The organism is Enterobacter sp. Li2LvB3 (assembly GCF_056156645.1).
Map to the genome: position 1 here is coordinate 57346 of NZ_JBSICG010000009.1, position 18335 is coordinate 75680.

The 18335-nt window shown below is 52.5% G+C and carries 20 protein-coding genes; 8 read left to right on the plus strand and 12 right to left on the minus strand.

What is annotated here, in order from left to right; all coding sequences use genetic code 11:
* The first annotated feature begins 2 nt into the window (after positions 1 to 2).
* From pqiB to rmf, 3 genes are all read left to right on the plus strand, one after another.
* Positions 3 to 1643, plus strand: a complete 1641-nt coding sequence (pqiB, locus tag ACS603_RS09345) for an intermembrane transport protein PqiB (protein ID WP_474944139.1) — start codon at positions 3 to 5, stop codon at positions 1641 to 1643.
* Positions 1640 to 2206: a membrane integrity-associated transporter subunit PqiC gene (gene pqiC / locus ACS603_RS09350; RefSeq protein ID WP_315688249.1), complete on the plus strand. Its 567-nt coding sequence runs from the start codon at positions 1640 to 1642 to the stop codon at positions 2204 to 2206. Before pqiB ends, pqiC begins: the two co-directional genes overlap by 4 nt.
* A gap of 254 nt (positions 2207 to 2460) precedes the next feature.
* Positions 2461 to 2628, plus strand: a complete 168-nt coding sequence (gene rmf / locus ACS603_RS09355; RefSeq protein WP_014069623.1) for a ribosome modulation factor — start codon at positions 2461 to 2463, stop codon at positions 2626 to 2628.
* A gap of 72 nt (positions 2629 to 2700) precedes the next feature.
* On the opposite strand, the gene fabA is transcribed toward rmf, so the two are convergent.
* Both fabA and ACS603_RS09365 read right to left on the minus strand, forming a co-directional pair.
* Positions 2701 to 3219 (minus strand): bifunctional 3-hydroxydecanoyl-ACP dehydratase/trans-2-decenoyl-ACP isomerase, encoded by a 519-nt coding sequence (fabA, locus tag ACS603_RS09360; RefSeq protein ID WP_013097260.1) that lies wholly within the window; start codon positions 3217 to 3219, stop codon positions 2701 to 2703.
* 68 nt (positions 3220 to 3287) lie between these two features.
* Entirely contained in the window at positions 3288 to 5048 is a 1761-nt protein-coding gene (locus ACS603_RS09365) for an AAA family ATPase (RefSeq protein WP_315688250.1), read from the minus strand.
* Positions 5049 to 5234: 186 nt separating this feature from the next.
* Between ACS603_RS09365 and matP the strand changes: the two genes are divergently transcribed.
* Positions 5235 to 5687, plus strand: a complete 453-nt coding sequence (gene matP / locus ACS603_RS09370) for a macrodomain Ter protein MatP (RefSeq protein WP_182060337.1) — start codon at positions 5235 to 5237, stop codon at positions 5685 to 5687.
* 65 nt (positions 5688 to 5752) lie between these two features.
* Here matP and ompA read toward each other — a convergent pair whose 3' ends face one another.
* Together ompA and sulA are read right to left on the minus strand one after the other, a co-directional pair.
* On the minus strand, positions 5753 to 6808 hold the full coding sequence (gene ompA, locus ACS603_RS09375) for a porin OmpA (protein WP_474944140.1): 1056 nt from the start codon (positions 6806 to 6808) through the stop codon (positions 5753 to 5755).
* A 356-nt stretch (positions 6809 to 7164) separates the two neighbouring features.
* Positions 7165 to 7674, minus strand: a complete 510-nt coding sequence (gene sulA, locus ACS603_RS09380; protein WP_182060339.1) for an SOS-induced cell division inhibitor SulA — start codon at positions 7672 to 7674, stop codon at positions 7165 to 7167.
* 217 nt (positions 7675 to 7891) lie between these two features.
* Here sulA and ACS603_RS09385 point away from each other — a divergent pair, with 217 nt between their 5' ends.
* Positions 7892 to 8518, plus strand: coding sequence for a TfoX/Sxy family DNA transformation protein (locus ACS603_RS09385; RefSeq protein WP_182060340.1), 627 nt, complete (start codon positions 7892 to 7894; stop codon positions 8516 to 8518).
* Here the strand turns inward: ACS603_RS09385 and yccS are convergent.
* Both yccS and ACS603_RS09395 read right to left on the minus strand, forming a co-directional pair.
* Positions 8475 to 10637: a YccS family putative transporter gene (gene yccS / locus ACS603_RS09390; RefSeq protein WP_474944141.1), complete on the minus strand. Its 2163-nt coding sequence runs from the start codon at positions 10635 to 10637 to the stop codon at positions 8475 to 8477. The two genes, ACS603_RS09385 and yccS, sit on opposite strands and share 44 nt — an antisense overlap.
* A 19-nt stretch (positions 10638 to 10656) precedes the next feature.
* A complete protein-coding gene (locus ACS603_RS09395) occupies positions 10657 to 11103 on the minus strand; it encodes a YccF domain-containing protein (protein WP_182060342.1) in 447 nt (148 codons plus the stop codon).
* 123 nt (positions 11104 to 11226) lie between these two features.
* On the opposite strand from ACS603_RS09395, the gene helD reads away from it, so the two are divergent.
* On the plus strand, positions 11227 to 13281 hold the full coding sequence (gene helD, locus ACS603_RS09400; protein ID WP_315688252.1) for a DNA helicase IV: 2055 nt from the start codon (positions 11227 to 11229) through the stop codon (positions 13279 to 13281).
* A 55-nt stretch (positions 13282 to 13336) separates the two neighbouring features.
* Here helD and mgsA read toward each other — a convergent pair whose 3' ends face one another.
* Both mgsA and csgI read right to left on the minus strand, forming a co-directional pair.
* On the minus strand, positions 13337 to 13795 hold the full coding sequence (mgsA, locus tag ACS603_RS09405; RefSeq protein WP_182060344.1) for a methylglyoxal synthase: 459 nt from the start codon (positions 13793 to 13795) through the stop codon (positions 13337 to 13339).
* A gap of 81 nt (positions 13796 to 13876) precedes the next feature.
* Positions 13877 to 14539 (minus strand): curli synthesis inhibitor, encoded by a 663-nt coding sequence (gene csgI / locus ACS603_RS09410; protein ID WP_182060345.1) that lies wholly within the window; start codon positions 14537 to 14539, stop codon positions 13877 to 13879.
* Positions 14540 to 14710: 171 nt separating this feature from the next.
* On the opposite strand from csgI, the gene ACS603_RS09415 reads away from it, so the two are divergent.
* Positions 14711 to 15124, plus strand: a complete 414-nt coding sequence (locus ACS603_RS09415) for a CoA-binding protein (protein WP_014069634.1) — start codon at positions 14711 to 14713, stop codon at positions 15122 to 15124.
* A 35-nt stretch (positions 15125 to 15159) separates the two neighbouring features.
* On the opposite strand, the gene hspQ is transcribed toward ACS603_RS09415, so the two are convergent.
* Complete coding sequence (gene hspQ / locus ACS603_RS09420) at positions 15160 to 15477, minus strand: heat shock protein HspQ (protein ID WP_182060346.1); 318 nt, start codon at positions 15475 to 15477, stop codon at positions 15160 to 15162.
* Positions 15478 to 15537: 60 nt separating this feature from the next.
* Complete coding sequence (rlmI, locus tag ACS603_RS09425; RefSeq protein WP_182060347.1) at positions 15538 to 16728, minus strand: 23S rRNA (cytosine(1962)-C(5))-methyltransferase RlmI; 1191 nt, start codon at positions 16726 to 16728, stop codon at positions 15538 to 15540.
* A 93-nt stretch (positions 16729 to 16821) separates the two neighbouring features.
* Between rlmI and yccX the strand changes: the two genes are divergently transcribed.
* Entirely contained in the window at positions 16822 to 17103 is a 282-nt protein-coding gene (yccX, locus tag ACS603_RS09430) for an acylphosphatase (RefSeq protein WP_446492615.1), read from the plus strand.
* Here yccX and tusE read toward each other — a convergent pair.
* The gene (gene tusE, locus ACS603_RS09435; protein WP_182063546.1) at positions 17100 to 17429 is read right to left on the minus strand and encodes a sulfurtransferase TusE; all 330 of its coding nucleotides are present in this window, start codon (positions 17427 to 17429) and stop codon (positions 17100 to 17102) included. The two genes, yccX and tusE, sit on opposite strands and share 4 nt — an antisense overlap.
* 88 nt (positions 17430 to 17517) lie before the next feature.
* Positions 17518 to 18177, minus strand: coding sequence for an FtsH protease modulator YccA (yccA, locus tag ACS603_RS09440; RefSeq protein ID WP_182060349.1), 660 nt, complete (start codon positions 18175 to 18177; stop codon positions 17518 to 17520).
* Between the last annotated feature and the right edge of the window lie 158 nt (positions 18178 to 18335).

The following is an 18335-nucleotide window of genomic DNA, read 5'->3' on the forward strand; positions in this document are numbered from 1 at the left end:
GCATGGAAAATAAGAGTGGAGAGGCTAAAGTGCAGAAGGTCAAAAACTGGTCGCCGGTGTGGATTTTCCCCATCGTGACTGCGCTGATCGGTGCATGGATACTGTTTTACCATTATAGCCATCAGGGGCCGGAAGTGACGCTCATCACCACCAATGCTGAGGGTATTGAGGGGGGGAAGACCACCATCAAGAGCCGTAGCGTGGATGTGGGTGTCGTTGAAAGTGCGACCCTGACCGATGATCTGACCCATGTGGAGATCAAAGCGCGTCTGAATTCCGGTATGGAAAAGCTGATGCACAGTGATTCCGTCTTCTGGGTTGTTAAGCCGCAGGTAGGACGTGAAGGGATCAGCGGTTTAGGCACACTGTTATCGGGCGCCTATATTGAGTTGCAGCCAGGCACGAAAGGGAACCCGCCTGGCCAGTATCAACTGCTGGATTCACCTCCACTCGCGCCACCTGATGCAAAAGGGATCCGCGTCATCCTCGACAGCAAAAAAGCGGGCCAGTTAACGGCGGGCGATCCGGTGCTGTTCCGTGGCTATCGCGTCGGCTCTGTTGAAACGAGCACCTTTGATCCGCAAAAAAGATCAATCAGCTATCAGCTGTTTATCAATGCGCCTAACGACCGCCTGGTCACCAGTAACGTCCGTTTCTGGAAAGACAGTGGGATCGCAGTTGATCTCACCTCGGCGGGGATGCGTGTTGAAATGGGCTCGCTGACCACCTTGTTTGGCGGGGGCGTGAGCTTTGATGTGCCGGAAGGGCTGGATCTGGGTCAGCCGGTCGCGGAGAAAACAGCTTTCCGACTCTTTGACGACCAGAAGAGCATTCAGGATGCACTCTATACCGACCATATCGACTTCCTGATGTTCTTTAAAGATTCGGTGCGTGGCCTCCAGCCTGGCGCGCCTGTTGAGTTCCGCGGCATTCGTCTGGGAACCGTGGGTCAGGTGCCATTCTTTGTCCCTGGGCTGCGTCAGGTTCTGGATGACGACTATCGCATTCCGGTGCTGATCCGTATCGAACCTGAGCGTCTGATCAATCAGATGGGTGAGAATCAGGATATTGGGGCGCATATTAGCGCGTTGATGGAGCGTGGTCTGCGTGGCTCGCTGAAAACAGGTAACCTGGTGACGGGTGCACTGTATGTTGATATGGACTTCTATCCTAAAGCACCTGCGATAACCGGTATCCGTGAATTTGGTGGTTATAAGATCATTCCAACGGTGAGTAGCGGCCTGGCTCAGATCCAACAACGTCTGATGGATACACTGGATAAGATTAATAATCTGCCGCTGAATCCAATGATCGAGGCTGCAACAAACTCGCTCAGCGAAAGTCAGGCGACGATGCGCCGACTGCAAACCACGCTGGATAACATCAACAAAATCACCGCAAGCCAGTCCATGCAGCAACTGCCTCAGGATATGCAGAAAACGCTGCGCGAACTTAACCGCAGTATGCAGGGCTTCCAGCCGGGTTCTGCGGCTTACAACAAGATGGTGGCAAACATGCAACGTCTTGATCAGGTATTGCGTGAACTCCAGCCGGTTCTGAAAACGCTCAACGAGAAGAGCAACGCGCTGGTGTTTGAAGCAAAAGATAAAAAGGATCCTGAGCCGAAGAGGGCAAAAGAATGAATAAGTGGCTATTGATGGTTGGCGCTCTGCTTTTAACGGCGTGCAGTTCCGGTGTAGAGAACAAGAGTTACTATCAGCTACCTGTTGCAGCTCAGGCCGGCGGACAAAGCCTGGCAAGCCAGGGAAACCGCCTGTTGTGGGTTGAACAGGTAAACGTGCCCGATTATCTTGCGGGTAACGGCGTGGTCTATCAGACGAGCGATGTTAAGTATGTCATCGCGACAAACAATCTGTGGGCCAGCCCGCTGGATCAGCAGCTGCGAAACACGCTGGTGGCTAACCTCGGAAGCCAGCTTCCTGGCTGGGTTGTCGCCTCGCAACCTCTCGGTACTGACCAGGATACCCTAAACGTCACTGTAACGGGCTTCCACGGCCGTTACGACGGTACGGTAGTGATCAGTGGCGAATGGTTGCTAAACCATCAGGGGCAGCTGATTAAGCGTCCTTTCCATCTTGAAATGAAGCAGCAAAAAGATGGATACGATGAAATGGTGAAAGTCCTCGGACAAGGTTGGGCGCAGGAATCGGCCAGCATCGCCAGAGAGATTTCCCGGCTACCATAAGTAAAATTCATAGTAAAAAGCCGCCGTCAGTCTGGTTCTGATTGCGGCTTTTTTTTCGTTTTGACATCAGGTTGTTACTTGTGCCGGGTCACATTTTTTGTACAAATGATCTTCCGTATAGCTCACAAATATGACACCCGTATGAATTTCGAACATTGACGCTGAGGCATATTCGGGGTATTCGTTATCTGTGCTTGCACACTTTGCAATCACTGTTTTCTTTCCACCAGACAAAAGAATGAGGGAAACGAGGCATGAAGAGACAGAAACGAGATCGCCTGGAACGGGCTCATCAACGTGGTTATCAGGCTGGAATCGCTGGACGCTCAAAAGAAATGTGTCCTTATCAGACGATAAATCAAAGGTCACAATGGCTGGGAGGCTGGCGAGAAGCCATCGGCGACAGGGTACTTATAGCTTGATAACGTCTCTTTAAATAAAGAAACCTCCGCAATGCGGAGGTTTCGCCTTTCCGGGGTTGCTTAAATCAGCAATCAGAACGCAGAAGTGTCCTGGAACAGACCCACTTTCAGATCGTTTGCGGTATAGATCAGACGACCATCTACCAGCACTTCGCCATCCGCCAGGCCCATAATCAGACGACGGTTAACAATGCGCTTGAAGTGAATGCGATAGGTGACTTTCTTCGCAGAAGGCAGAACCTGACCGGTGAATTTCACTTCGCCAACGCCCAGTGCGCGGCCTTTGCCTTCGCCGCCGAGCCAGCCCAGGTAGAAACCAACCAACTGCCACATAGCATCAAGGCCCAGGCAGCCAGGCATTACCGGATCGCCAATAAAGTGGCAACCGAAGAACCACAGATCTGGGTTAATATCGAGTTCTGCTTCTACGTAACCCTTATCGAAGTTGCCGCCGGTTTCGGTCATTTTTACGACACGGTCCATCATCAGCATGTTCGGGGCCGGTAACTGTGGGCCTTTAGCGCCAAACAGTTCACCGCGACCAGAGGCAAGAAGGTCTTCTTTTGTATAGGATTCGCGTTTATCTACCATGTTCTCAATAAGCCTTATTTTAGTGAAGCACGCAGGATAGCTAACACGTGTACGCTGAACAAGTCCGATCAGTTCGGACTAAACCAACTCAACCAACGTAACGGCCACGGGTAACGATGACGAGCGTCCTGCTGTGTCGCCTGAGCAATACGTTCCTGGATAGTTTGCATCAGGGTTGTTTGACCTTCGCCATCCCATACCAGATTTGTCAGTAAGGGTAGCGCATCCTCAATTCCTTCGATGGCCCAGAGCGTAAATTGTTCCTGTTCCACCGCGTCCAGAAGCGCCTGACTCAGGCTCAGATGGCGTGCGTTAGGCGCCGGGATAATAACACCCTGTTTGCCATTCAAACCGCGCTGCTGGCAAATGGCAAAGAAGCCTTCGATTTTCTCGTTCAGCCCGCCAACCGGCTGAGCGCGCCCAAACTGATCAACGGAACCGGTAATGGCGATGTTCTGATTAATCGGAACTTCTGCCAGGGCGCTGATGAGGGCACACAGCTCTGCCATCGAGGCGCTATCGCCATCGACTTCGCTGTAGGATTGCTCAAACGTGAGCGAGGCGGAGAAGGGGATTTGCTGCTCCAGCTGCAACTCAGACATCAAAAATGCCTGCATGATCATCATGCCTTTGGCATGGATGTTGCCGCCGAGTTCAGCTTTACGTTCAATGTCGGTAAATTCCCCGTCGCCAATGTGCACGACGCAGCTGATACGCGAAGGTTCGCCAAATGCACGTGGATGCCCCGGGAACTCGATAACGGACAAGGCGTTGATTTGCCCAATACGCTCGCCCTCGGTTTCCACCAGAATTTGATCCAGCAGAATTTCATCCTGCATCCGGTCGGCGAGATAGCCTTCACGCCATTCGCGTTGCACAAGCATCTGGGTGAGCTGTTCACCGGTAAACGCGCCGTCACCGCTAATAACGCCCACTTCACGCAGCTGTTTGCTGATCCAGAGTGGACAGAGCGGTAAGGTTTCCTGATCGCCGGTATAGCGTACTGCTTCGCGAAGTAGACCAGGCCAGGCGTCAGCAGCCGGAACAGGTAATTCATAGCGTGCAGCAATGGCCATTACCCATTGACACCACTGTGCCATATCATCGGCATCGGCAATCTGAATATTGTCTTCGTACTCGCTGTAAACGGCCAGGCTCGCCAGTTCTGGCTCCATCTCCTGGAAGTCTGCCAGCGATTCACGATCGCCGGTCAGCACCACGGTCAACGACAATGGCATTGACGGCACTGCGACAGGGAGAGGGCGGGATTCGTCGTAACCCACCCAGTCAAAGCGTTGCTGGCTCACAATCGTTTTCAGGCGCATCCAAAGCAGCGGCTGGGAGAGTAAGGTTCTCAGGGCGATGATCAGAACACCACCGTTAGCGCGATGGACAAGCCCCGGTTGAAGCGACAGTTCGCCATTAAACTGACGAAGGCAGCCAAAAAGCTGCTCCGCTTCGACCCAGTTGGCGGTGATCACTTCGCCTTTTGCGGCAAAACGATCGTCAGCCTGCTGCGCCGGTTCAAAAGTAATGTTATGACCCGCGATACGATACTGGCCGCCAAAAACAGCATCTGTTTCTGGCTGTAACTGGCGCATGGCATCACCCAGAAGCGTCAAATACTCGGCTTCTTCCGGGGCTTTGAGCAGCATGAAGGGAGATGTCGCCCACGGGCTTAACACCTGCTCCAGCGCATAATGCAAACGCGGTTGTGTATCGCTAAGTATGAATTCGTGTTCTTTTGCGAGTTTTGGCTGTGCAAAGAGCTCCTGATAACTTTCTGTATCGGGAACAAGGTCACGCCATGCAAGTTTCGTAATGGTCAAAGTTGATGTTTTTTAGTCAGATGTAAAACCGTGGAGTATACCGTAAGCGGAAGGCTCTGCCCAAGCAGGATTGGGGATTTCCGCGGGTGAATCGCCTGTAATGATGCACAGGATATGATTTCTTTTCAGCAGATTGCCAAAAAACTGATATTCTGAACAGAGTTACGTGGTAACACTGAGATCGCAATGAAATATCAACAACTGGAAAATCTCGAAAGCGGCTGGAAATGGAAGTACCTGGTCAAAAAACATCGTGAAGGCGAGTTGATCACCTGCTACATCGAAGCCAGCGCGGCGCAAGAAGCCGTAGATATGTTGCTGACCCTCGAAAACGAACCGGTACAGGTCAATAACTGGATAGCGAAACATATCAATCCAGAACTGTTGAACCGGATGAAGCAAACTATTCGTGCGCGTCGCAAGCGGCATTTTAATGCCGAGCATCAGCATACCCGCAAGAAATCTATCGATCTGGAATTTATTGTCTGGCAACGCCTGGCAGGCCTTGCACAACGGCGTGGAAAGACGTTATCAGAAACGGTAGTGCAGCTGATTGAAGATGCTGAGCATAAAGAGAAGTACGCGAACCAGATGTCGACGCTGAAAAACGATCTACAGGCGCTTCTGGGTAAAAAATAAGATTCTGTATTTCTTCAGACAATAAAAAAACCCCGCTATGCGGGGTTTTTTCTTAAGACGATAACTTATGCCGCTGGCTGAGTTACAACGTCTTTGATGCCTTTAACTTCGATCTCAACACGACGATCTGGAGCCAGGCAGTCGATCAGTGCAGCGCGAGCTTTCACGTTGTTACAGGTAGAACCGGTAACTGGGTTAGATTCGCCCATACCACGTGGGGAGATCTTGTTAGCCGGGATACCTTTAGATACCAGGTAATCAACAACAGACTGAGCACGTTTTTCAGACAGCTGCTGGTTGTAAGCGTCAGAACCGATACGGTCGGTGAAGCCCAGAACCACTACTGAACCGTCTTTAGGATCCAGGTTGCTCAGCTGAGAGTACAGCTGATCCAGTGCCTGCTGACCTTCTGGTTTCAGGGTAGCTTTGTTGAAGTTGAACAGAACGTCAGACTTCAGAGTGAAGTGCTTGGTCTGTACTTCTGGAGCTGGAGCCGGAGCTGGAGCTACGATTGGTGCAGCTTCTTCCTGCTGGCCGAAACGGTAGGAAACACCTACGCTCAGCATACCGTTGTCTGGACGAACACCTACGGTGTTGCCGTCGCCGATGTTGTTAACCCACTGGTATTCCAGACGGGTAGCGATGTCACGGGTCATAGCCCACTCAACACCACCTGCGAATACTGGAGAAACGCCAGTGTCGTGATCGCTGCCAATCTGGTTGTTGCTGGAATCAGCACGCCATACCATGCCGCCCAGACGGGTGTACACGTCCAGATCGTCAGTTACTGGGTAACCCAGTTTAGCAGTCAGCTGTACGCCCTGAGCTTTGAAAGCGCCATTTACGGTGTCGCCTTTGTATGGCATACGACCTAACCAGTCGTAACCCATTTCAAAACCAACATACGGGTTAACCTGATAGCCACCGAACGCACCTGCACCAAGCTGGCTCTCATGAGTAGGGCCATCGTTGTTCAGTTTGCTGTCGTACCAGCCGGTGTCATGGAACTGAGACCAGCCCAGTTTACCACCTGCATACCAGGTATTATCTTTCGGAGCGGCCTGCGCTACGGTAGCGAAGCCAGCCAGTGCCACTGCAATCGCGATAGCTGTCTTTTTCATTTTTTGCGCCTCGTTATCATCCAAAATTTGCCATGAAGATCTCCGACGAGAAATCACGGTTAAATCCTTCACCGGGGGGCGTGGTCAAATATAAATCTACCGATATCTTCGGCTTAGGCCGAGCACCCCTGGCGATGTAAAGTCTACAACGTAGCTAGAAACTTACAAGTGTGAACTCCGTCAGGCATATGAAAAAAAAAAGTTCCGTATACCTAATATTTAACATTTTTTGTATGGAAATTGTGCAGTAAAATTAACGGGAACCGCACCAGACAAGCCTTTCCGCAGATTTAACGCATGGAACTATTTCCACATCTTGTGGTCGAAAAAAATTCCAGGAAAACTCCTAAATTTACTCAATGATACAAATTCGAGTGAATTTTTAGCCCAGAAAGTTGTCCTCTGCGGTAAGAATCTGGATGAACCGGACGCATAATAAAACCGATGGCGTTACCTTCCTCGGCTGCTTCAGTCAGTCGAAAATGTTCTTCTTCCGTCAGTTCGTCTGGTAACCACCCGATCACGACACTGTAATTTCCGGTACGTAATGCACGGATCATCGACTCGACCGTATCGCAAGGTGAGAGTTGGTTAATCTGCATGACCTTTGTCAGCGGCAATCCTGCGGACTGAACCCATTCACGGCTCAGTTTTTGTTGTGGCGTCAGCCAGAGCTGCCAGCGCGACTGCTGGCCAAGCTGTTGTAATAAAGGAAGTAATAAAAGTTGGGTTAATAGGGGCTGGTCTTCTCGATAAATCACTTCACTGATAAGACCTGTCGACACGCTCCCGACGGATTTCTTCGCGACATTGCTTGCGGTAGAAGAGAAAGATGTTGAGCGATTTGCGTAGCCTGAAGTGTACATATTCATTCCAGCCCTGTAGTTACTGTATGAATATACAGTAACCCCTGTATGCATAAAGATCAACCTCATTTTCGGAAAGCGACTCGCAAATTTTGCTCATGATCGGCCCCTAAAGAAAATTCATCTTGCTCACTGGCGATAAGTTGCCTATTTTCCTGCTAACGGATCCGTTAGTAAGAATTAGCCTCTTTACAGTATGATTTTTAAGGGAAATATCATGAAAAAGATATCTTATGAACGGATTTATAAATCCCAGGAATACCTTTCAGAACTGGGTGATATTCATCACCGCGCACTCTTTGGTGGCTATACCCTGGCGGTTGATAACGCCGTTTTTGCCATGGTGTCTGATGGGGAACTTTATCTGCGCGCCTGTGAGCAAAGCGCTACCTACTATGTGAAACACGCCTCCTCTTTTTTGACCCTTCTGAAACGGGGTCGGCCAGTGCTGCTTAACTACTTCCGGGTTGATGACGGGTTGTGGCAGGACAGGGGGACACTACTCCAGCTTTCCTCTTTTGCGCTTGAGGCGGCCAGGCGGGAGCGATATCAGCGCTATCAGCGCAACCGGCTTAAAGACCTGCCCAATCTCACTTTCCAGATTGAGGTTCTGCTTTTTGAAGTCGGGATCACCAACGAAGAAATGTTACGGGAACTGGGGGCAAAAGCGAGTTGGCTGAAAATCAGAGTTCAAAATAAACAACTTGGGATTAAAGTGCTTTTTGCGCTTGAAGGTGCAATAGAAGGGCTGCATGAAGCGGCGCTCCCGGCAGAGATTCGCCGGGAACTCACGGAATGGTTTAACGCGTTGCCAGAGCCTGCGGAGAATCGTTCCGCCATGTAGCAATCAGTTGTTGTAGGCGACAAATTTCCGGCAGCAGAGCAATAAGCAGGCCAACTTGCTGAAGAACCAGCGGGGCTTTGCTGTCGGTACCAGGATCAAGATGGGCGATACGCTGGGCGAGTTCATCCAGGGCCTGCCGAACACGGGGTTCATCGGCTGGACGGTGGTGAAGTGCATCGTCGACATAGCAAACGGCATCATCCAGCAATCCCAGAATACCCGGATTACTTAACCTTTCTCGGTGAGCGCCCAGCGTAGAAATATAGCTGGTAAAGGTATGGTTCAGGCACAGCAGACGAAAGGCGGTTTCACGGATTTCTGCCGTAGCGCCAGGTTCCGTTGACATGTTCGATACCACCGATGCAAGCTCCGCATCGCGGTTATGCGCATCACGGCGGGCGATGCGATAGGCCAGACGGTTATCACGACCCTGGTGATATTGCTCAAGAATGGCATCCAGGTATCGGCAGTTAGCATTCATAGCCCTGTCCAGCACGCGCGGCAGATTACGAAAACGCCAGTCCGGCCAGATAAAACTGACTGCAGCCCAGGCAATGGCACAGCCGATCAGCGTATCAATAACGCGGGGAAGGGCGACTTCAAACCCTTCGCCAAGCAGGTTAAAGCACAGCAATACCAGTAAGGTGATAAACATCGTGGCGTGTGCGTATTGCACATTGCGAAATGCAAAGAACAACACGCCGGTTATCACGATAAGGACAAGCTGCCCTTCAATGGACGGGACAAAGTAAAGTACCGGAAGGCCGATTGCGACACCCACCAGGGTACCAATAATACGCAACGCGAGCCGGTGGCGGGTGGCGTTATAGTTTGGCTGGCAAACAAACAGGCTGGTCAGCAATATCCAGTAGCCATGATGCAAGCCGGTTATCTGGATAAACGCGTAACCGACGCACAGCACCAGCGACATTCTTACGGCGTGGCGGAAGAGAGCCGATTCTGGGGTAAAGTTACGGCTCAGCCGTAACCACATATCGCTAAAGCCGTGAAGGCTGTCATCGGCAAGCTGGTTATCAGCGTCATTGTTCGGCATCGCCAAGGCTTGTTCAGACTCAATGGTGGCCAGTTGCGCGTCTATCGCCCGCAGGTTATTGAGTAAGAAACCCAGCGCTTTTATCTGCTCCAGGGATGTCCCGCTGGCCTGCACGCGATCAAGCGCTGCATCAAGGTGGCTAAACGCGCGTTCAAAGCGTGGATCATGCTGATACGGCGTGCGCAGTAAAATGGAGCGGGACAGCTGCTGACACGCCTGGGATTGCATTGAAAGTAGCCGCTGAAAACGGAACATAACATCGCTGTAGCGAAACTTTTCCCGCAGGGCTGCATATTGCACATGCGATGAACTGGCACGCTCGTGGATATCCTGGGCGGCAAAATAGTAATGCAAAGTCCGGCGCGTTCCTCGCTGACCGCGATCGCCGCGTAACCGCGTAAGAAGGCTGGCTTTGGTCTGGTTTAAGGTTGCGACCAGTTGGCCGTTTGCCAGCGCCAGATCGTAAAGTGGCGCCTGGCTTTCTTCTTCAATATCCGGGTCAAATAAACGGGATTTCAGCTCCAGATAATGCGCCAGCTGTTCATAGCTGCGGGCGAGGTTATCCTGTAAAGCGCGAACCGGAAAAATGAGATGTCCGGTAAGCGTCAGCAGGTTATACCAGATAGCGCCAAGCAGCAGCAGAACGGGCTGCTGATACCATTGATCGTAAAGCGATACGCCCAGCATGGTGTAGATAGCAATCAGCAATGCGCCAAACGCAATGGTGGCATAGCGCTGGCCAAGCCCACCCAGAAGAATAAATCCACTGGTTGAAAGCGTCAGACCTAACGCAAATAGCCATGGCCATGGGAACAGCAGTTCAACGGATGCTGAGGCAATGAAAAAACAGATAAGAGTGATAACCAGATTACGCAGTCGCCCAGCCAGGCGATCGTCGAGGTCTGCCAGCGCTCCGGCAACAACGCCCAGGGTCAGCGGGATAGTGAGCTTAACGTCGTTTAACCACCACGGCAGGGCGACCGTACCGCAAAGTGCGATAAAAATCCTGACGTTATACAGCCAGGTGCTGTTCCATGTGTAGCGGCGAATCAATGGGCTTAGCATGAGCGCGGCCTGTCCTTAATTACTGAAAACGACGGCGGGCGTTTGCTTCGCGCGCGGCTTGCGCCACTTCAACCGGAACAACCCTGCGCCCGACTGGCCACAAGGCGATAGCAGCGATTTTGAAATTGGCGATCCCGACAGGAATGCCAATAATTGTGATGCACTGAGCAATACCTGCGAAGATGTGCATCAGACACAGCCACCAGCCAAAGAAAATCAGCCACAGGATGTTAAGCACAGTACCGCCTGTATTCATCAGGACGTTTTTGCTTTCCGGGTTCAGTTCGTCGACGTGTACAGCCTCGTTACCATAAGGAAAAAGCGACAGCCGGGTGATTTCCCAGCAGGAGCGCGTCAGCGGAAGGGTAAAAATGAGCACGATGCTCACCAGCGTGGCAATAAGCCAGGAAAGAGTGGTGGCAAAACCGCCAAGGACAAAATTAAGAATATTCAGAACGGTACGCATAAACCCTCAGTTCCTTTCGATATGATTAACGCTTAGTGATTGTAACGTTTTTTTAGGCTGGAGCACCTTAAAACTGGCAGTTAAACTGTCAGGTAAATTATCTCTTCGTGGATCAGGCAGGACATGGAACTGAAAGCAACTTCACTGGGCAAGCGCCTGGCTCAACATCCTTACGATAAGGTTGTCCTTCTGAATGCAGGGGTAAAAGTCTCTGGCGAACGCCACGAATATCTCATTCCGTTTAATCAGCTTTTAGCTATCCACTGCAAGCGCGGGCTGGTCTGGGGCGAGCTTGAGTTTGTGTTGCCTGCCGAAAAGGTGGTTCGCCTCCACGGCACTGAATGGGCGGAAACGCAACGCTTCCATCATCATCTGAATAGCCTCTGGCGCCAGTGGAGCGACGAGATGAGCACCGTTGCTGCGCAGGTGTTGCAGCAGGTTCTTGATGATATTGCACAAAGCAGTGCACAACAAAAGTGGCTGACGCGCCAGCAAACCGCCGGTTTGCAGCAAAAGATTAAAGTGGCGCTTTCGGCACTGCCGTTGCCGGTTTCCCGTCTGGATGAGTTTGATAATTGCCGCGATGCCTGGCGGCAGTGTCAGGCATGGCTTACCGATATTGATAAAAGTCGGCTTGCCCATAACCAGGCATGGACGGACACCATGCTCACGAAGTACGCCGATTTCTTCAGCAACATTGAATCCTCACCACTGAATCCGGCCCAGGCGCGCGCGGTGGTAAATGGTGAACACTCCCTGCTGGTGCTTGCCGGGGCAGGGAGCGGTAAAACGTCGGTGCTGGTGGCGCGGGCGGGCTGGCTCCTGACCACAGGCGAAGCGGTGGCCGACCAGATTTTGCTGCTGGCGTTTGGTCGTAAAGCCGCGCAGGAGATGGACGAGCGCATTCAGGAACGCCTGCGCACACAGGATATTACCGCCAGAACCTTCCATGCCCTTGCGTTACACATTATCCAGCAGGGGAGCAAAAAGGTTCCTTCGATCAGCAAGCTTGAGAACGACACGCAGGCCCGCCAGTCGCTGTTTATTAAGACCTGGCAGCAGCAATGCAGCGAGAAAAAAGCCCAGGCAAAAGGCTGGCGCCAGTGGCTGGAAGAAGAACTTAACTGGGACGTGCCGGAAGGCAGTTTCTGGCAGGATGAAAAACTGGCGCGTCGCCTGGGCTCTCGCCTCGACCGCTGGGTAAGCCTTTTGCGGATGCACGGCGGGTCTCAGGCGGAAATGATTGAAAGTGCCCCGGAAGAGATCCGCGCGCTCTTTACGAAACGGGTCAAACTGATGGCCCCGCTGCTGAAAGCCTGGAAAACGGCGCTGAAAGACGAAAATGCGGTCGATTTTTCAGGGCTTATCCATCAGGCCATTATCATTCTGGAAAAAGGCCGCTTTGTGAGTCCGTGGAAACATATCCTTGTGGATGAGTTCCAGGACATCTCACCCCAGCGTGCCGCGCTTCTTTCAGCGCTTCGGGCGCAAAATAAACACACGTCACTGTTTGCCGTTGGCGATGACTGGCAGGCAATCTATCGCTTCAGCGGTGCACAGTTGTCACTGACCACCGCGTTCCATCACTATTTTGGTGAGGGAGATCGCAGCGATCTGGACACCACCTATCGTTTCAACTCGCGAATCGGCGAAATCGCCAATCGATTCATCCAGCAAAACCCACATCAACTGGCCAAACCGCTTAACAGCCTGACACCGGGGGATAAAAAAGCCGTCACCTTGCTGGCGGAAGAACAGCTGGAGCCTCTGCTGGATAAACTGAGCGGCTATGCGAAACCCGAAGAGCGTATTCTGGTGCTGGCGCGTTATCACCACCTCAAGCCGGCCGCGCTGGAAAAAGCGGCTACCCGCTGGCCCAAGCTACAGCTCGATTTTATGACCATCCATGCCAGTAAAGGGCAGCAGGCCGATTACGTGATTGTGGTGGGGTTAAAAGACGGCAATGATGGCTTCCCGGCCCCGGCGCGCGAATCAGTGATGGAGCAAGCCCTGTTGCCAGTACCGGAAGATTTCCCGGATGCTGAAGAGCGCCGTCTGCTGTATGTCGCGTTAACCCGCGCCCGCCACCGTGTATGGCTGCTGTTCAATAAAAATGAACCCTCAACGTTTGTCGATATTCTGAAGAGTATTGATGTACCGGTGGCGAAGAAGCCGTAACGGGAGGCAGGGTTTTGCAGGCCGGGTAAGGCGTAGTCGCCACCCGGCATAACATTCACTTCAGTCTTTCGGCAAGATAGCGCTGATAATCCGGGATCAGAATATCGACAGGGGAGCTGAACTGCGGCGATTCAATAATAAAGTCTGCTGTGGACAGGTTAGTCGCAACCGGGATATTCCATACTGTTGCAAGACGCAGCAGCGCTTTAACATCCGGGTCGTGCGGGACGGCATTCAGCGGATCCCAGAAGAAAATCAGTACGTCAATTTTACCTTCCGAAATTTGTGCCCCAACCTGCTGGTCGCCGCCCATTGGGCCACTCAGCATGGCTTGAACCTCTAACCCGGTTTCACGGTGGATAAGGTTGCCGGTCGTACCCGTTGCTGAGAGGGTGTGGTTTTCCAGCATTGGCTGATGGCGGCGTACCCAGTTCAGCAGCATTTGTTTGCAGTGATCGTGCGCCACCAACGCAATGTGTTTGCGGGCAGGAAGCGTGCGTGTTGTCAGTTCCATAATCTTTTCCGTCAGGGTTAACTGGCTACAAGATGACGGGAAGCGCCTGATGCTGCAAGAGAAAGGGCAAAAAAATGTGGGTTACGACGAAGGTTGTTGTTTTGCCCATTGCAGAAACCGGGCCCGCGTATCGGGATCGGCCTGCTGGAACCAGAATTTAAGGCGTTGTTCGGTGAGCGTCTGCGACTGAGGTGGGATCACGTCCAGTTCGGATACGCCCGACAAAAGCGTGCTGTCATCCGCCATCATGGTAGCAAACTGAGGCAGCGACGCGCGTTTGCCCGCTTTATTATAGATTTCCGTATCCGCCTCATAATCAATGCCTTTCGGTGTTTTGGTGAGTGCCAGAATATCCAGCTTCACGGGGATAGGCATGGCATCGCCATCCAGCAGCTCAAGGCGCGGCCCCGACTCAAACGCCTGGGCCTCTTTTTCGGTCTCCAGACGGGGTAAGTTAAAGTTGACCTGGCTAATCCGCTGGGTGTTAAAACTGACAATCAGCGGCGGTGAGATATACATACGCTGTTCATGATTCGCCACGCGGATCGTCTTTTCTACCCGGAACACAAGCTGGTGTTGCCCGTTATCCAGTTCAATACTGTCAGCACCGCGAAGAAGCGAGCTGGAGACTTTTTTTCCGTCAAGCACCAGCAGGTCAATGTCGGTGGAGAGCCGTAGCGTTGTTGCAAAGACGCAAACCGGCATAACTAATGCAATCAGAGCAGAGGCAATGCCGGTTTTCATAGGGTGCTCCTGTGGAAAATGCTATTTCTTAATAATGTATCTAAATTTTTCGAGAATCATGTTTACTAACATATAGACATATTCTGCGGTTTTGCCCTCATACATCTGTATGGGATAGATGGTTGCGATGTCCCCTTTGACGTACACTTTGAAAAAGCCAGGAGGAAGACCATGAAAGAGAACGATATTGCTGACATTCTGACATCGACCCGAACCATTGCACTGGTGGGGGCGAGTGATAAACCCGACCGTCCAAGCTATCGGGTGATGAAGTATCTCCTGGACCAGGGCTACCACGTTATTCCGGTATCGCCAAAAGTCGCGGGGAAATCACTGCTGGGGCAACAGGGTTACGCTACCCTGGCCGATGTGCCGGAAAAAGTGGATATGGTGGATGTTTTCCGCAACTCAGAAGCGGCATGGGGCGTTGCTCAGGAAGCGATTGCTATCGGCGCGAAAACGCTGTGGATGCAACTTGGCGTCATCAATGAACAGGCGGCGGTGCTGGCGCGTGAAGCCGGCCTGGCGGTGGTCATGGACAGATGTCCGGCAATCGAAATTCCCCGTCTGGGGCTGGCGAAGTAATAAAAAAAGCCCGGTATCGGGCTTTTTTTTCACGCTTAGTTGCGCAGGCGAGGGGCCTGTAGCTGTTTGCGAATGGTCCGGGCAAGCTCATCCATCGTGGGTTGCTCGGGATGCTCATCCTGAAGTTCGCCGCTAAGCTGCGCTTCGGCAAGATAGGTATGGACAGGCTGCCCATCATCATCTTCCATCACCACATGATACCAGGGGGCAACGCGAAGCTCTGCGTCGACCGCCAGCTCATCAGCTGACGGTTCATCAAGGGAATACTCCGGGTCGATATCCACGACCACACCCAAATAGCCCAGTAAGGTGTGGCGGACCTGCTGGCCGATACCGAATTTGCTGGCAATCATAGTCACCTCCCGGGAAACATTACATACACTTAAGGTGTGGGCAATATTTCTCTTTTCAAGTTACATGACGCGACAGGCAAACCCTTTCAGATACAGCCCTTCCGGATAGGTAGCGATCACCGGGTGATCGGCCGCCTGACGGAACTGCTCTATAAATTGTACATCACGGCCAGCATCTATAGCGGCATCGGCGATGATTTTCTGAAATAAATCTGTCGTCATCAGGCCAGAACAGGAAAATGTCAGCAGAACGCCACCCGGGTTCAACAGCTGGATAGCCAGCATGTTGATGTCTTTATAGCCGCGGCAGGCACCCATCAGCTGGCTTTTGTTCTCGACGAATTTCGGTGGGTCCATCACGATAACGTCAAACTTCTCGCCCTGATCGCGATATTTACGCAGCAGTTTGAACACGTCATCGCGCACGAACTCCGCTTTGCTCAGATCCAGCTTATTCAGCTCGACGTTCTGTTTTGCCACATCCAGCGCTTCCTGCGATGTATCCACGCTCACCACCTGAGCACAGCCGCCCATCAGCGCAGAAACCGCGAAACCACCGGTGTAGGAGAAACAGTTCAGCACGCGTTTGTTCTCAACGTACTGGCGCGTGGCCAGGCGGCTATCGCGCTGGTCGAGGTAATACCCGGTTTTGTGCCCACCCTGGATATCAACCAGCAGCTTCATACCGTGTTCTTCAATAGGTAGTAGGGCAGGTGGCAGTTCACCCGTTACCGGGCCTTGCGTCAGCTCCAGACCTTCTTTCTTGCGCACGGCAACATCGCTGCGGTCGTAAATTGCGCATTCAGGGAACAGGTTTTGCAGCGCACTGATTAAAGCCGCACGCTGATACTCAGCGCCCGCGCTCAGCAATTGCAGCACCAGGAAATCACCAAAACGGTCGATAGTGATGCCCGGCAGTCCGTCAGATTCCCCGGCAATCAGACGATAGCTGTCCAGCCCGTCGCGTTTTGCAAGCCACTCGCGCCACTGCTGTGCCTGTTGCAGGCGGCGGGTAAAGAACGCAATGTCGATGGTTTCGTCTTTATCAAAGGTCCAGACGCGCGCGCGGATCTGTGATGCAGGCGAGTATGCGCCACGCGCTAACCATTTCCCCTGATGATCAACGATATCGATGGTTTCACCGAGGCTGGCTTTGCCTTCCATGCGGGTTACTGCGCCAGAAAAGACCCAGGGATGGCGGCGCAGTAATGACTTCTCGCGCCCTTTGGCTAACACTAAACGTACACTCATAATTTGCTATTCTGTCGATTCCAATGAAATGGCCGCCATTTTCCCGAGTTCAGTGAGGAAATGCAACGCGCCAGACGGATAAGGGGAAGGAAGATGTCAAAAGTCTGCACTATTGCCTGGGTTCACGGCACCGTTCAGGGCGTGGGCTTCCGCTACAGCACCCAGCGAGAGGCCGTCCAGCTAGGGCTTACCGGGTACGCACGCAATATGGATGACGGCAGCGTCGAGGTGGTGGCCTGCGGTGACGCGGAACAGGTAGAGCGGCTGGTGGCGTGGTTAAAAGCGGGCGGGCCGCGCAGTGCACGGGTTGATAAGGTGTTGACGGAGCCGCATCAACCCGGCCGGGAATACGTTAACTTTGGTATTCGCTATTAAATACACTTCACAGGCTTGGGCAGACCGGCGATTTTTGTCGCCTGTTTTGCCGGGCCTTTCGGGAAGAGACGATACAGGTAACGGCTGTTGCCTTTCTCTTCGCCGAATTTGTTCGCCATCGCCTTAACCAGCATCCGGATAGCCGGAGAGGTGTTGAATTCCAGGTAGAATTCACGCACAAAACGCACCACTTCCCAGTGTTCTGGCGACAGTGTGATGGCCTCTTTCTGCGCAATCACTTCTGCCAGCGCTTCGCTCCACTGGCTGCTCTCTTTCAGATAACCGTCGGCGTCGGTTTCTATCTCTTTACCTTCAAAGCTCAACATAATCATTCACACGTCAGTCAAAAACCTGCGCAGTGTACCAAAAAAACAAAGCCCCGCATAAGCGGGGCCCGGTTCAACGCACTGTTGGTTAATCGCGGCTGGCGAAGCCCAGGATGCTCAACAGGCTGACGAAGATGTTGTACAGCGACACATACAGGCTCACGGTCGCGCGGATGTAGTTCGTCTCACCACCGCGAATAATGTTGCTGGTTTCCATCAGGATCGCGCCAGAGGAAATCAGGATAAACACCGCGCTGATCGCCAGGTGCAGGGCAGGCAGTTGCAGGAAGATGTTTGCCACCATACCCACCAGTACCACCACGATACCCGCCATCAGCATCCCGCCGAGGAAGGACATGTCCTTGCGCGTGGTCAGAACGTAAGCCGAGCAGCAGAAGAACACCAGTGCAGTACCGCCCAGCGCCAGACCGATAAGGTCACCCATGCCTGCAGACAGATAGGCATTCAGCATTGGCCCCAGGATGTAGCCCAGGAAGCCGGTAAAGGCGAACGCAGACAGAATACCTACTGGTTTATCCGCGGTTTTGTAGGTCAGGAACATCAGACCATACATTCCCACCAGCGTCAGGATCAGGCCTGGTGACGGCAGCATCAGAAGGGTGCTGGCGGTTGCGGTGATCGCAGAAAACGCCAGCGTCAGGCTGAGCATGAAATAAGTATTGCGCAGCACCTTGTGGGTGCTGAGTAGCGATGTGCGGTCGCGTGAAGAACTAATAATACGATCCATGAGTCACTCTCTTATGACAGATGTAATTAACGGCAAGAATAGAAAACAGGACGCCAGTTACAAAGCGGTTTTACCCATCTTTACTCAACGCGTTAGCGCCAGTGTTGGTTGTTTATACCGCAAAAATTCGTTTCTTCAGCATGAAGAGTGGTATGGCG